Origin of the sequence: Serratia sp. BFP-2025, assembly GCF_050880365.1 — a bacterium.
In the GTDB taxonomy this organism is placed as follows: Bacteria; Pseudomonadota; Gammaproteobacteria; order Enterobacterales; family Enterobacteriaceae; genus Serratia; species Serratia surfactantfaciens.
In genome coordinates this window covers 148,781-162,519 of record NZ_JBPAFV010000004.1, presented here as the reverse complement: position 1 = coordinate 162,519, position 13,739 = coordinate 148,781, and the positions used below count along the sequence as shown (strand labels likewise).

The window sequence follows — 13,739 nt, the reverse complement described above, 5'->3', positions numbered from 1 at the left end:
CGCCGTCAATCCCGATCTTCAGGCGCCAGGCGACGCCGGCTGAAGGCCTTCAGGCCACGCCACAGCATCAGCCCCAGGATCACCACCAGCACCACCGCGATCGCCGCCAGCAGGACCGGATGGGTGGAGAGGGCATACCACAGCCGCTCCCACCACGGCAGGTGGCCAACATAGTAAACATCGCCGACGCGCAGGCTGTTGACCCCCGATTCGCGGATCACCGCCACCGAACCGAACACCGCGGCGCGCTTGCCGCTGTCCAGCAAGGCGTCATTCAGCAACTCATAGCCGCGCGGGCTGTCCGCCAACAGCGCCACGATGCTGCGCTGGTCGTTGAACGGCGACTGCACGCCGATAATCGCCGACATCGCCCCCTCTGAGCTGACGGTCGTTTTACTGTCCGGTTTGGTATCTTCCGCCAGCACTTCTGCGCTGGGCAGCGGCGGTTGGCGCGTCGGCTGTTTCACCCAGCTTTGGGTGGCGTCCACCAACAGGCTGATTTTCTTATCGTCACGCAGCTCCGGCGGGATGGTACCGACCATCAGGATATCGTCGTCGCGATCTTTGGCCTGCGACCAGTCGTCGCTGAGCGTGAAGGCCAGCGCCGGATAGCCGGTTTGCGCACCGATCACCCCCAGCGCATTCAGCAGCGCGCTGACCTGCGCCGGCTGAGGTTTCTGGTTCACCAACACCAGCGTTTGCGACAGATCCGCCAGGCGGCTGAACGGGAAGCCGGCGTTGGCAAAGGCGCGCAGATCCGGCATCGCCATAAAGTGGCGGTAGCCGGAGAAATCGATGGTGGAAGCACCGTCGATCACCGCGTGGTTTTGCGTGAAGGAATAAGTTTCGCAACGCCCTTCGGCGCCGCTGGCCAGCAGCGTGGTGTAGTCGAAGTCAAAGCGCAGCTGGTTGGTGGCCCCCAGACGCAGCGCCGGGATGCTGACGTTCTTGTCGGAATCGAGCAGCCCCTGCGTCAACGGCAGGCGCAGCAGCTGCGCCCCCTGCTCGTGTTCCGGCACCAGCGAGTAAGCCTGCACGAACTGGTTGTTCAGGCTGACGCTTAGCCGTGAACCGTCCTGAATGCGCGGCGCGGTGTAACGGTACTTCAGGTGCATGTCGATGCCGGTGCTGCGGATCAGGAACAGGTCCGGCGGCAGGTTCATGGTCAACGAAATCGGGCCGGGTTCAATGCCGCTGGTCTGCAGCTGTTCGGCGTATTGCTGCAGTTCGGCGAAGGTCATCGGCCGATCGGTGCGCACCCAGTTCGGCGCGTCGTAAGGCTGGCGCGGCGCCAGTTGCTCCACCTTGTCCACCGTTACGTTCTGGCCGCGGAACAGGATGTTGCCCTGTGCGATACCTTTCACTGCGGTGATCAAATCGTTGTCGTCGCGCCCCTGAATCAGCAGCAGTTTGACGTACGGATTGTCCGGGTGGCTGATCATCTCCACCGTCGGGCCGTTGACCGCCGGGTAATCGCGCAGGAAATCCGGGCGCTGTTGGTTGGTGGCGAACACCACCGCATGCTGCGTCGGCAGCGCATTATACAGCGTCGGGAAAGACTGCCCGCGCCACTGCGCCTTGCTGCCGAACCAGGATGCCAGGATGCCCGCCGCGCGCTGCTGGGCGAGATCCGGCTGGCCGGCGAACACCATCGGCAACGTCAGCGGCCGATTATCGCGGCTGTCGAAGAACGGTTCAGGGAAATGCGACAGTTCGTTTTTCACCGGCAGCGTCTGGAAACGCAGCTTCAGCGCGCTGGATTTGCTGACGTCGAGCCACAGCGAGGTGCTGGCCGGGTTTTCGCAAATGTTCTGATAATGGCCGACAAACACCAGCCGGACGCGGTTAAAATCGGTGATATAGCGCGGATCGATCGCCATCTGAATGCGATTGGGCTTGCCCAGCTGCTCTTTGGCGATAGTGGTTACGCCCATCAACTCGTCGTTGAGGTAGACCTTGACGTGCGACTCCACCGGGATCAGCGCCGGCGACGGCGTAAACTCCATATCGAGCATCGCCTGCGAAACCACTTCATCGCTGCGCACGCCGAATTCAATCTGCCCATCCGGGCGGGTGCCGCGCAGAATAAAGGTGCCCGGCGGCGGCGCTATCTGCGCGAACGGCAGCGACACGTCGCGCACCGGCGCATTCGGATCCTGCGGCACGGCGAGCGGCGGCGCGTTCGAGGTATCGGCCGGCGCCGCAATCGGCGGCTGGGCCGCCACGGTCGGCGCGGTGGCGGTTTCGGCCTGCGACAGGGTACTGATGCCTAAGGCCAGAGCAGTTAACCAGGTTATTTTTCTCGTCATCGTATCATCATCAATGTTGGAGCCTGTTCACCGGGCGAGTGAGCGGGCGGTTGAACTCGCAGCTAACCCACTGTTTCTTGTTGACCCAAGGTCGGATCCCTGCCGACGCCGCGCGGAATAAACGACACTACCCAGGCGGTCAGCGAAGTGACCCCGACCAGCAGACCGCGCACCAGCGGCGGCGCGTAGTCCGCCATGCGCACATACCCTCGGAAACCCAGCGCCAGCACGTCGCGCAGGCTTTCGATCGGCCGATCTTCAGGGAACCCGTCCTGCCACAGCGCCCAGGTATCAGCGCGGGCGAAGGTGCACTGAATGAAATCGATATGTTCACGGGTAGAGAGCTCGACCAGGCGCACCCCCACCTTGTTGCCAAAGGCGCGCGTCACCACGCAGGGGAAGCTGTATTCCTGCTGGCCACGTTTGAGCAACAGCGAAACCTTGTCGCCGTCTTTCAACGCATTCTCCACCCGCATCTCGATGCCCACGCCGCCATCGGAGTAATCGCGCAGCGTGCAGGGATACAGATGACCGTCGGCGCGCGCGATCGCCGCCGGCATGGCGATCTCCACGCGGTGCGCCTGGCGCACCTGTTTGGCCTCCACCGCCACCGCCACCGCGCCGCCGAGAATCGTCATGTTGTACAGCACCCACACCAGGCTGATGATCACCGTCATCACCTCATCCGTCGGGCCATAGGCCAACCGCCAGGCGCCGAACGCCAGCCCGGCCAGATTCAGCACGACCAGGAACATGTAAGGCCGGGTGATCACCCAGTCGACGTGTTCCTCTTCCACCAGGCCGCCTTTGGCGGTGACGTTGAATTTACCCTTGTGCGGATTGAACAGCGCTACCGTCGTCGGCCGCGCGATATACCAGGCCAGCACCGTTTCATAGATCTCGCTCCAGAACGAATGGCGGTATTTCCCCTGAATGCGCGAGTTGGTCAGGCTGGCGTGGATCATGTGCGGCAGCACATACAGCGCGATCGCCAGCGCCGGCGCAAAAATGATGTAGGCATGCAGCAGCAAAAATGCCAGCGGCGCGGTGAGGAAGATCAGGCGCGGAATGCCCGACAGGAAATGCAGCATGGCGTTGGCATAGCACAGGCGCTGGGCCAGTTTCAGCCCCTTGCCCAGCAGCGGGTTGTCGAGCCGGAAGATCTGCACCATGCCGCGCGCCCAGCGAATGCGCTGGCCGATATGCGCCGACAGGCTTTCGGTCGCCAGCCCGGCGGCCTGCGGAATGCGGATGTAGGCCGAGGTGTGCCCACGCCGGTGCAGACGCAGCGAGGTATGGGCGTCTTCGGTGACGGTTTCCACCGCAATGCCGCCGATCTCGTCGAGCGCGCTGCGGCGCAGAATGGCGCAAGAACCGCAGAAGAAGGTGGCGTCCCACATGTCGTTGCCGTCCTGCACCAGCCCGTAGAACAAAGTGCCTTCGTTAGGCGTCTGGCGGAAGCGGCCGAGGTTGCGCTCGAACGGATCCGGCGAGAAGAAGTGGTGCGGGGTCTGCAGCATCGCCAGCTTTTTGTCTTTGAAGAACCAGCCCATGGTCAGTTGCAGGAAGGAGCGCGTCGGCACGTGGTCGCAGTCGAAAATTGCCACGAATTCGCCGGTGGCCTGCTTCAACGCATTGTTGATGTTGCCGGCCTTGGCGTGTTCGTGGGTCGGCCTGGCGATGTATTTCACGCCGACTTCGGCAGCGAACGCCCGGAATTCGGGGCGATTACCGTCGTCGAGGATATAGATGTTCACCTTTTCCTTCGGCCAGTCGATACCCAACGCCGCATAGATGGTGGGCTTCACCACCCCGAGGTCTTCGTTGTAGGTCGGCACCATCAGATCGATGGTCGGCCAGGTCGCGCTGTCTTCGGGCAACGGCACCGGCTGGCGGTTAAGCGGCCAAACGGTCTGGAAATAGCCCAGCACCAGCACCACCCAGGCATAGGTCTCCGCCACCAGCAGCAGCAGACCGCATGTCAGGCTGAGCGGATCGTCCCAGTTCAGCGTGGCGGTATAGCGCCACCACAGGTAGCGGCAGGACACGGTCAGCGACAGGACGATCAGCATCAGCCCCGGCAAGCGCCCCGGCACCCGGCGCACCACCATGGCGATTCCCCACAGCAGCAGAACGAACACGAACTGCGCCGGCAGATCGAACGGCTGCGAAATGCACAGCATGGCGAGGATCGCCGCCAACACCCCGATCAGGATAAACAGCGCGCGCCGCATGCCGCGGCTCATGCGGCCAAGGCGCGTCACCGAGCGCTGCTCCACGCCGGCGTTTTCCAGCCGTTGCGGCAGGCTCTGCAGCCAGTCGGCATAGCGCTGCTGCAGGCGGCGCCAGCCGGCGAAATAGTCGCGCTGCACCGGCGCGCGGCCGCTGCGAAACAGCAGCAGCCACAGCCCTTGCAGCAGATAGCGCAGCGCATCCGCCGGACGCGGACGTTCGGCGGACAGGTGCGGGAACCAATAAGCGCGGCCGGCGCGCACGCGTTGCCAGGCCGGCGACTCGAAGCGCAGCAGCAGCCACCCCAACGCCACCAGCAGCGTGGCGAAAAAGGCGGTCAGCGCCGACGCGCCGCTGCGGCGATAGCCGCGATAGCGCGCCTGCACCGCCTGACGCACCGGCGGCACCAGCAGCAGGCTCAGCACCCGACTCATGGCGCAACGCCCGGTTTAAGATTGATCAGACACCAGTTGGCCAGCGTCAGCACTTCATCCGCCGCCAGGCTTTCGGGGCGGTACTCGCCCAACGGCTGCTTGACCGCCATCGCTTCCGCCAACGCTTCATCGCGATGGATCACCACAGGCAGCAGACCGCCCAGGGTTTGCAGCCACAGCTGATGCAGATCCTGCTGCAGCTGGCTGGCGGAGGAGTAGTGATTGACCAGGAAACGACAATCGTTCGGCAGCGTCTGCTGATGGAGCCTAACCTGACAGTTGGCGTCGGGATTCAACAGCACGAACACGCTGTCGGCAAGCTGCAGCGCCTGTTGCGCCAGCGCGCCGTCCCCGACCGGAACATCCAGCAGGATCCAGCGCTGCGGCTCGCCGGCGATCAGTTGGCGCACATTGTCGCGCCAGCACTCGGGCTGCTGCTGACATTGACGTTGCACTTCCAGCCGTTCCGCCGCATTCAGGCGGCCAAACGGTAAAAAGTCGAGGTTTTCGCAATAACGCAGCGCGCCTTCCCGCCAGCCGCCGCCGTCATGTTCTGCGCGGGCCCAGCCGCGCGTCAGCTCGAACGGCGTGTTGAAATGCAGACGCAGCAGATTATCCGGCGTGAAATCGATCGCCAGCACCGATTCGCCCAACTGCTGCAACGCCCAGGCGAGCGCCGCCGTGACCGACGTCGTCCCCATTCCACCCCGCAACCCTTGCAGCGCGATCACCGGCATAGATCAGTGGCTCCCCGTGGTCTGCGCCAATTCGGCCAACAGAGGCCAACGCGTCATCATTTGCGTTAACCGCTCCTGCCGTGAAATATCGACATAGCTTAATTTCGGCAATGAAAAAGCCTGGCTGAGCGCCTGCAGGTCATCCTGGCTCTCCCCAGGCGCCGCTGCACGAAAATGGGTGGGTGCGTTATTCATTCTTCCGCCTTTGCGAAAATAGGCTATGTTAATTAACTATAGCAACGATACAAAAAGAGAGAGGCAATAAGATGATTCTCAACAAATATTGTTGCAGAGCGTCGGAGATTTGTTATTGCCAGAGTAAAAATGGCTATCTTTAAATATAAACGCCTTTAGTCGGCTTTCAACGAAAGTAGAACACATCCTATGGCGCACTCTTTTTCTCTAGGCATTCGGCAGATTTGGGAAGAGCTGTCGGTGATGCAGGCCCCCGGCCTTTATTGGGTGAATATCGATCGGCAAAGCGACGCCGCGTTGCTGTGTCGTCAGGCCATCGCCGCCCAACCGGCCACCCACAAAGTCGCCCTGATCTGCAGCGGCGACAAACCCGATCGCCTATTGGCCGAGCTGGCGTCGCCTGCCCTGCAGAAGCTGCCGCTGTATCAATTGCCGGAGAAAAAAGCCGCGCTGACGCAGTTGAGCGACGATTTGATGCGCGCCCTGCGGCCGCAAAATCGCTTACTGATCCTGCTGGCCCATGCCAGCCTGTGGCAAACCTTCACCACCGAAGAACTGCGCGAGTGGACGCGCGCGCTCGCCGCCTGGCTGCGGCGTCAGGAATGCACGTTGTTGATCCTCAGCCACGGCGGCGGTATCAATAAGCTCAAGGGCCAGCTCAGCGCGCAGCACCGCATTCTGAACGGCCTGTCCAGCCTGCAATGGCAGCAGGACAGCGCGCAATACCTGGTGAACTGGTGGAGCACCGAAAACGGCATCAACGCCAATCAGCTGCTGACGCTGTACGCCGCGGAGGGCGGCTGGCAGGGCGAGGATGAAAATAGCCAGCCCTCCCCCACCACCCTGCGCAGCGACGAAGGCCTGTATCTGGCCGAACGCAGCATTCTGGAAGGCGCGCCGCCGCTGTCCGCCAACTGGCAACTGCTGGAGAGCAACGACGAGCTGGCGCAGCACGGCATGCTGAGACTCTCGGCGACCTTGATTTTCGCCCTGTACCAAAGCGACCAAATCGATCACCTGGCGCACCAGATCCACACCCTGCGCCGCAGCCGCGGCAACGGGATGAAAATCGCGGTGCGCGAAATGAGCGCCAGCCTGCGCTACAGCGACGAACGGCTGCTGCTGGCCTGCGGCGCCAACCTGATCGTGCCGCACGTCGCGCCGCTGTCGCGTTTTCTGACCATGCTTGAGGGCATCCAGGGGCAGCGTTTCTCACGCCATGTGCCCGCCGACATCGATGCGCTGCTGGCCGGTTTGCGCCCGCTGCAGCTGAAAGGCTACATGCGGCCGGAAGCGTTCAGCCAGGCGGTGCTCTCGCTGATGGGCAACACGCTGCTGCCCGAAGACGGCAAGGGCGTGATGGTGGCGCTGCGCCCGGCCACCGGCCTGCGCGCCGAACAGGCGATGACCCTGTGCCACCTGCGGCGTTTCGGCGACGTGATGACCGTGGTGCAGGGGCGACTGGTGCTGTTCCTCTCCACCTGCCGCATCAACGATCTGGATACCGCGCTGAAATTCATCTTCCGCCTGCCGGTGGATGAGGCCTTCAGTAATCGGGTGGTGTGGCACCAGGATGTCGATATCATTTCGGAAATCAAACGCATGGCCCAGGGGCGCTGGCAGATCTCGGCCACCGGCGCCGCCGGTGCCGCGCCGCGTCCGAACGTGGCGGCCAGCGCAGAGCCCACAGAACGGCGCCAGCCGGTCGCCTTCACGCTGCCGCTCGGCCCGCAGGAGGAAAAGCATGCTGAACCTTAACGACATCGTGCAACTGATCCTGCTGTGCGCGCTGATCTTCATTCCGCTGGGCTACGCCTTTCATCGGCGTTTTCCACATTTGCGCCAATACTGGCAAAACCTGTTGTTATCGCCGCGCTATTTGAAATCCGCCGGTTTGTGGGTGCGCACAGGCGCCTCATCTCAGATTAAACGTGATAAGAAGCAGCCATGAATTCAAACTCGAATACGCAATCCGATAACGCACTGTGGCGCTACTGGCGCGGGCTGGGCGGCTGGAACCTCTACTTTCTGGCCAAATTCGCCCTGCTGTGGTTCGGCTATCTGAACTTCCATGCGCTGCCAAACCTGGTGTTCATGGCGTTTCTGCTGATGCCGATCCCCTCGCAACGCCTGCACCGCTGGCGCCATTACCTTGCCATCCCGATCGGCATCGCGCTGTTCTATCACGACACCTGGCTGCCGGGCATCAACAGCATTCTCAGCCAGGGCTCGCAGCTGACCGGCTTCAGCGCCCAGTATCTGCTGGAGCTGGTCAACCGCTTCATCAACTGGCAGATGGTCGGCGCCGCCTTCGTGCTGCTTATCGCCTACCTGTTCGTTGCCCAGTGGGTGCGCGTCACGGTGTTCACCGTAGCGGCGCTGGTGTGGCTCAATATCGTCAACATCGCCGGGCCGGCGGTCTCACTGCTGCCCGCCACCTCCACGGCCTCAAGCGGCGGAGCCAATGCACCGGCCACCTCTGCGCCGGCGGCCGGGGACGCCGCGCCGGCAGACAGCCTGCCGCCGACCAGCGCCAACCTGACGGCCTACCTCAATCAGTTCTACGAGCGGGAAAAAGGCCGCGCCACCGCGTTTCCGGCCACCTTGCCCGCCGACGCCCAGCCGTTCGATCTGCTGGTGATCAACATCTGTTCGCTGGCCTGGGCCGATATGGAGGCAGTCAATCTGCAGAATCATCCGCTGTGGTCGAAAATGGACATCATGTTCGACAGTTTCAACTCGGCTACTGCCTACAGCGGCCCGGCAGCCATCCGCTTGCTGCGCGCCAGCTGCGGGCAGCTTTCGCATCACGATCTGTATCAGCCGGTGAACCAGCAGTGTTACCTGTTCGACAATCTGGCGAAGCTCGGCTTCAAGGAACAGCTGATGCTCGATCACTCCGGGGTATTCGGCAACTTCCTGAAAGAGCTGCGCGAACAGGGCGACATGCAGGCGCCGCTGATGTCGCAGGCCGGCATCGGCAACGAGCTGACATCGTTCGACGGCGAGCCGATTTATAACGATCTCGAATTGCTGAGCCGCTGGCTGGATCAGCAGCAAAAAGGCGGCGACGGCCGCACCGCCACCTTCTTCAACATCATTCCGCTGCACGACGGCAACCGCTTTGTCGGCTCCAACAAGAGCGCCGACTACCAGCCGCGCGCGCAGAAGCTGTTCGATCAGCTGAACACCTTCCTCGACCAGCTGGAGAAATCCGGCCGCAAAGTGGTGGTGGTGATCGTGCCTGAACACGGCGCGGCGTTGGTGGGCGACAAGATGCAGATGTCCGGCCTGCGCGACATTCCCAGCCCGAACATCACCCATACGCCGGTCGGCATCAAACTGGTGGGCATGAAGGCGCCGCATCAGGGCAGCCCGCTGCAGATCAAAACGCCGAGCAGCTATCTGGCGCTGTCTGAACTGGTGTCGCGCCTGGTGGACGGCAAAGTCTTCAGCGAATCCAGCGTCGACTGGCAGGCGCTGACGCAGGGGCTGCCGCAGACCCCGGTCATCTCCGAAAACGACAACGCCATCGTGATGCAGTATCAGGGCAAGCCCTACATTCGCCTGAACGGCGGCGACTGGGTGCCCTATCCGCAATAAGTACGGCCTCAGCAACTCAAAGCACGCCGGCGGCGTGCTTTTTTATTTGGTTTTTATAATAAAAATAGTTAAGCCGATCGACCGACAAAATGTTATTAACAACAAACCGTTAAATTCTATTATCCGATAATTATTGCCATGCGAAGATTCTTAAAAAAAATAACGATCGCCCGACTTACAGCAAGAAAGTCGTTAAATCGCGGGTAATGAAGATAGTTTAATGATTAACCCGTTGATTGAATAATAAAAAACGCCGGCGTTATGCCGGCGTGGGTTTACGCAGTGACCTCGAGCGCCTTACGTTCCCGGATGTTCGTCCTGATCGACCGCAAAACAGGCTACCATCTGCTCACCGTACTGTTTGAGCTGGGGCTGCAGCTGCACGCAGGTGCCAAAGGCGCGGCGGCAGCGGGCGTTGAACGCACAGCCCGGCGGCGGGTTCATCGGACTGGGCAGTTCGCCGGTCAGCTTGATGCGCTCGCGGCGCATATCCGGATTCAACCGCGGCGTCGCCGACAGCAACGCCTGGGTGTACGGATGGCGCGGGTTGTTGAAGATCGCCTCTTTACTGCCCTTTTCCACGCAGCGGCCGAGGTACATCACCATCACCTCGTCGGCGATGTGTTCCACCACCGACAGATCGTGCGAAATAAACACATAGGACAGCCCCAGCTCCTGCTGCAGATCCATCATCAGGTTCAGCACCTGAGCGCGCACCGACACGTCCAGCGCCGACACCGGCTCATCGGCGATCACCACGTCCGGGTTCAGCATCAGCCCGCGGGCGATGGCGATACGCTGACGCTGGCCACCGGAAAACATGTGCGGGTAACGGTCATAATGCTCGGTTTTCAGGCCGACCTTCGCCATCATCCCCAGCGCTTTTTCCCGCCGCTCGGCGGCGCTGAGGGGCGTGTTGATCAACAGCGGCTCCTCGAGGATCTGCCCGACCTTCTTGCGCGGGTTGAGCGATCCGTAAGGATTCTGGAACACGATTTGGATCTTCTGGCGGCGCAGCTTCTCGGCGGAAACGTCCGGCTTCAGCAGATCCTGCCCCTGGTAATACAGCTCGCCGCCGGTCGGCACTTCGATCATCGTCAGCAGGCGGCCGAGCGTCGATTTGCCGCAGCCCGACTCGCCGACCACCGCCAGCGTTTTGCCGCGCTCCAGGGTGAAGGAGACGCCATCCAGCGCCTTGACCAGCCGCTCCGGCGCGAACAGGCCCTTTTTCACCGGGTAATGCTTCTTCAGGTCGATCGCCTGCAGTAAAGGTTGATTCTGGCTCATACGGTCGGCCTCCCCGCATCATCCAGCGGTGTGTGACATTTAACCTGACGGCCGGGAATGCTGCGCAGTTCCGGCTCCTCGTTACGGCAGCGCTCGTTGGCGTAGGGACAGCGCGGGTTGAGCAGGCAGCCGGTCGGGCGATCGTATTTGCCCGGCACCACGCCCGGCAGCGAAGCCAGCCGCGCCTTGTCGGCGGCGAACTCCGGCAGCGCGCGCAGCAGCGCCTGGGTATAAGGGTGACGCGGAGCACGGAAAATCTCCGCCGCCTTGCCGGATTCCACCACCTGGCCGGCGTACATCACGATGATGTGATGCGCTGCTTCCGCCACCAGCGCCAGATCGTGGGTGATCAGCACCAGCGCCATATTCTCGCGTTGTTGCAGATCCAGCAGCAGTTCGATGATCTGCGCCTGGATGGTCACGTCGAGCGCGGTCGTCGGCTCATCGGCGATCAGCAGCTTCGGCCGACAGGCGATGGCCATGGCGATCATCACGCGCTGGCTCATACCGCCGGAAAGTTGGTGCGGGTACACGTCCAGCCGCGAGGCCGGATCGGGGATACCCACCTGCGTCAGCAGGTCGATGGCGCGCTGGCGACGGGTGCGGCGGTTGCCGCCCTGATGCACCTTCAGCGCTTCCATGATTTGATAGCCGACGGTGTAGCACGGGTTCAGGCTGGTCATCGGATCCTGGAAGATCATCGCCACTTCGGAGCCCACCAGCTGGCGGCGCTCTTTTTCAGAGATCTTGCGCAAATCCTGGCCGTTGAACTCCAGCTTGTCGGCCATCACCTTGCCGGGAAAATCGATCAGGCCCATGATCGCCAGCGAGCTGACGGATTTGCCGGAGCCGGATTCACCGACGATGCCGACCACCTGGCCTTGATCCACGCTGTAACTGATGCGGTCCACTGCGCGGAACGGGGTGCCTTCGTCACCGAAGTGCACCGAAAGCTTGTCTACATTCAATAACGCCATCTCTCTCGTCCTCTGTTACTGCTTGAGTTTGGGGTCGAGAGCATCACGCAAGCCGTCCCCCATCAGGTTAAATGCCAGAACCGTCAGCAGGATCGCCAGACCGGGGAAGGTCACGACCCACCAGGCGCTTTGCGCGAACTGCAGCACGTCGGAGAGCATGGTGCCCCACTCCGGCGTCGGCGGTTGCGCGCCCATGCCCAGGAAGCCGAGAGCGGCCATGTCCAGAATGGCGTTCGAGAAACCGAGAGAAGCCTGAACGATCAAAGGCGCCAGGCAGTTAGGCAGAATATTGACGAACATCTGGCGCAGCGCGCCGGCGCCCGCCACCCGCGAGGCGGTGACGTAATCGCGGTTCACTTCCGCCAGCACCGCCGCGCGCGTCAGACGCACATAGTGCGGCAGGGCGACGAAGGTGAGCGCCAGCGAGGCGTTGACGATCGACGGCCCGAAGACCGCCACCAGCACCAGCGCCAGCAGCAGGCTCGGCAGGGCCAGCATGATGTCGACGACGCGCATGATCACCGCGTCCACCGCGCCGCCGAAGTAACCGGCCAGCAGGCCGAGCACCACGCCCATGATCAGCGACAGCACCACCACCAGACAGCCGACCAGCAGCGACAGGCGCGCGCCGTACATCAGGCGCGACAGCACGTCGCGGCCGACGTCGTCAGTGCCGAGAATGTATTGCCAGCTGCCGCCCTCTTGCCACACCGGCGGCTTGAGCAGCGCGTCGCGGAACTGGTCCGCCGGCGCATGCGGCGCCAGCACCCCGGCACCGAGCGCGATCACCAGCATCAGAACGATATACACCAGGCCGACCACGGCCCCTTTATTGCGCTTGAAATAGTGCCAGAACTCCTGGAACGGGGTCATCGGCTTCGGCGCACCTTTAACTGCAGACTCAGTAACTTGAGACATGAGAGCGCCCCTTATTTCTTGTGGCGAATACGCGGGTTGACCACGCCGTAGAGCACGTCTACCAGCAGGTTAACCAGAATGATCATACAGGCGACCAGCAACACCCCGCCCTGCACCACCGGGTAATCGCGGCGCTGCAGCGCGTCGATCAGCCAGCGGCCGAGCCCCGGCCAGGAGAAGATGGTTTCAGTCAGAATGGCGCCGGCCAGCATGGTGCCGACCTGCAGCCCGATCACCGTCACCACCGGCAGCAGCGCGTTGCGCAGCGCGTGAACGACGATCACCCGCATGCGGCTCACGCCCTTGGCGCGCGCGGTGCGGATATAGTCTTCGCCCAGCACTTCCAGCATCGAGGAGCGGGTCATGCGCACGATCACCGCCAGCGGGATAGTGCCCAGCACAATGGCCGGCAGGATCATATGCATCACGGCATCGATAAAGTCGCCCGGCTCGCCCCAGATCAGGGTGTCTATCAGCATGAAGCCGGTCAGCGGATGGCTGTCGTCGAGGAATACCGTGTCGCTGATGCGCCCCGATACCGGCGTCAGGTTAAGCTGCACCGACACCAGCATGATCAGCATCATGCCCCACCAGAAAATTGGCATCGAATAGCCGGTCAGCGAGATGCCCACCGCGGTGTGATCGAAGACCGAGCCGCGTTTGACCGCCGCCAGCACCCCGACCGGGATGCCCACCAGCACCGCGAACAGCATCGCGCAGAAACCCAGCTCCAGCGTAGCCTGGAAGCGCGGAACGAACTCGCTCCAGACGGAGATGCGGCTTTTGAGTGAGGTGCCCAAATCGCCGTGCAGCACGTTGGACACGTAGGAGAAATATTGTTGATAAAGCGGCTTGTCCAGCCCCATTTCCGCCATCAGCTGCGCGTGGCGCTCGGCGGAGATACCGCGTTCCCCGGCCATGATGGTCACCGGGTCGCCGGGGATCATATGGACGAATGCAAAAGTCAGCAACGTAATGCCGATAAACGTTGGGATAACTAACCCCAAACGTCGGAGTATGAACTGCAACATATCCCGAACTCTCTGT

11 protein-coding genes are annotated in these 13,739 nt (G+C 62.3%); 3 read left to right on the top strand and 8 right to left on the bottom strand.

Going from position 1 to position 13,739, the window contains the following annotated elements:
- Nucleotides 1-5: 5 nt before the first annotated feature.
- The 4 genes from bcsB to bcsR form a co-directional block, all read right to left on the bottom strand.
- On the bottom strand, nt 6-2,309 hold the full coding sequence (bcsB, locus tag ACRAWE_RS21440; protein ID WP_019452573.1) for a cellulose biosynthesis cyclic di-GMP-binding regulatory protein BcsB: 2,304 nt from the start codon (nt 2,307-2,309) through the stop codon (nt 6-8).
- Nucleotides 2,310-2,371: 62 nt separating this feature from the next.
- Nucleotides 2,372-4,975: a UDP-forming cellulose synthase catalytic subunit gene (gene bcsA, locus ACRAWE_RS21435; protein WP_197668137.1), complete on the bottom strand. Its 2,604-nt coding sequence runs from the start codon at nt 4,973-4,975 to the stop codon at nt 2,372-2,374.
- On the bottom strand, nt 4,972-5,712 hold the full coding sequence (bcsQ, locus tag ACRAWE_RS21430) for a cellulose biosynthesis protein BcsQ (protein ID WP_211130121.1): 741 nt from the start codon (nt 5,710-5,712) through the stop codon (nt 4,972-4,974). Before bcsQ ends, bcsA begins: the two co-directional genes overlap by 4 nt.
- 3 nt (nt 5,713-5,715) lie before the next feature.
- Nucleotides 5,716-5,907 carry a cellulose biosynthesis protein BcsR gene (gene bcsR, locus ACRAWE_RS21425; RefSeq protein ID WP_033649881.1) on the bottom strand — a complete coding sequence of 64 codons (192 nt, stop codon included), beginning with the start codon at nt 5,905-5,907 and terminating at the stop codon, nt 5,716-5,718.
- 189 nt (nt 5,908-6,096) lie between these two features.
- Here bcsR and bcsE point away from each other — a divergent pair, with 189 nt between their 5' ends.
- From bcsE to bcsG, 3 genes are read left to right on the top strand one after another with little or no spacing between them, the layout of a single operon-like run.
- The gene (bcsE, locus tag ACRAWE_RS21420) at nt 6,097-7,665 is read left to right on the top strand and encodes a cellulose biosynthesis protein BcsE (protein ID WP_019452577.1); all 1,569 of its coding nucleotides are present in this window, start codon (nt 6,097-6,099) and stop codon (nt 7,663-7,665) included.
- Entirely contained in the window at nt 7,652-7,858 is a 207-nt protein-coding gene (gene bcsF, locus ACRAWE_RS21415; RefSeq protein WP_025160405.1) for a cellulose biosynthesis protein BcsF, read from the top strand. The genes bcsE and bcsF overlap by 14 nt, the downstream gene beginning before the upstream one ends.
- Entirely contained in the window at nt 7,855-9,510 is a 1,656-nt protein-coding gene (gene bcsG, locus ACRAWE_RS21410) for a cellulose biosynthesis protein BcsG (protein ID WP_019452579.1), read from the top strand. The genes bcsF and bcsG overlap by 4 nt, the downstream gene beginning before the upstream one ends.
- Before the next feature lie 297 nt (nt 9,511-9,807).
- Here the strand turns inward: bcsG and dppF are convergent, their stop codons facing one another.
- Genes dppF through dppB form a run of 4 tightly spaced genes read right to left on the bottom strand, consistent with a single transcriptional unit; the run spans nt 9,808 to nt 13,723 of the window.
- Entirely contained in the window at nt 9,808-10,797 is a 990-nt protein-coding gene (gene dppF / locus ACRAWE_RS21405) for a dipeptide ABC transporter ATP-binding subunit DppF (RefSeq protein WP_432525855.1), read from the bottom strand.
- Nucleotides 10,794-11,774 (bottom strand): dipeptide ABC transporter ATP-binding protein, encoded by a 981-nt coding sequence (gene dppD / locus ACRAWE_RS21400; protein ID WP_019452581.1) that lies wholly within the window; start codon nt 11,772-11,774, stop codon nt 10,794-10,796. Before dppD ends, dppF begins: the two co-directional genes overlap by 4 nt.
- A gap of 15 nt (nt 11,775-11,789) precedes the next feature.
- A complete protein-coding gene (dppC, locus tag ACRAWE_RS21395) occupies nt 11,790-12,692 on the bottom strand; it encodes a dipeptide ABC transporter permease DppC (RefSeq protein WP_025160406.1) in 903 nt (300 codons plus the stop codon).
- Nucleotides 12,693-12,703: 11 nt separating this feature from the next.
- A complete protein-coding gene (gene dppB, locus ACRAWE_RS21390) occupies nt 12,704-13,723 on the bottom strand; it encodes a dipeptide ABC transporter permease DppB (RefSeq protein ID WP_043129106.1) in 1,020 nt (339 codons plus the stop codon).
- Nucleotides 13,724-13,739: the final 16 nt, after the last annotated feature.

What these genes read in the sequence shown, in the direction of transcription:
- bcsF (WP_025160405.1), top strand. Translation starts at nt 7,652, where the DNA reads ATGCTGAACCTTAACGACATCGTGCAACTGATCCTGCTGTGCGCGCTG.
- dppC (WP_025160406.1), bottom strand. Translation starts at nt 12,692, where the DNA reads ATGTCTCAAGTTACTGAGTCTGCAGTTAAAGGTGCGCCGAAGCCGATG.
- bcsB (WP_019452573.1), bottom strand. Translation starts at nt 2,309, where the DNA reads ATGACGAGAAAAATAACCTGGTTAACTGCTCTGGCCTTAGGCATCAGT.
- bcsQ (WP_211130121.1), bottom strand. Translation starts at nt 5,712, where the DNA reads ATGCCGGTGATCGCGCTGCAAGGGTTGCGGGGTGGAATGGGGACGACG.
- bcsG (WP_019452579.1), top strand. Translation starts at nt 7,855, where the DNA reads ATGAATTCAAACTCGAATACGCAATCCGATAACGCACTGTGGCGCTAC.
- dppB (WP_043129106.1), bottom strand. Translation starts at nt 13,723, where the DNA reads ATGTTGCAGTTCATACTCCGACGTTTGGGGTTAGTTATCCCAACGTTT.
- bcsR (WP_033649881.1), bottom strand. Translation starts at nt 5,907, where the DNA reads ATGAATAACGCACCCACCCATTTTCGTGCAGCGGCGCCTGGGGAGAGC.
- dppF (WP_432525855.1), bottom strand. Translation starts at nt 10,797, where the DNA reads ATGAGCCAGAATCAACCTTTACTGCAGGCGATCGACCTGAAGAAGCAT.
- bcsA (WP_197668137.1), bottom strand. Translation starts at nt 4,975, where the DNA reads ATGAGTCGGGTGCTGAGCCTGCTGCTGGTGCCGCCGGTGCGTCAGGCG.
- bcsE (WP_019452577.1), top strand. Translation starts at nt 6,097, where the DNA reads ATGGCGCACTCTTTTTCTCTAGGCATTCGGCAGATTTGGGAAGAGCTG.
- dppD (WP_019452581.1), bottom strand. Translation starts at nt 11,774, where the DNA reads ATGGCGTTATTGAATGTAGACAAGCTTTCGGTGCACTTCGGTGACGAA.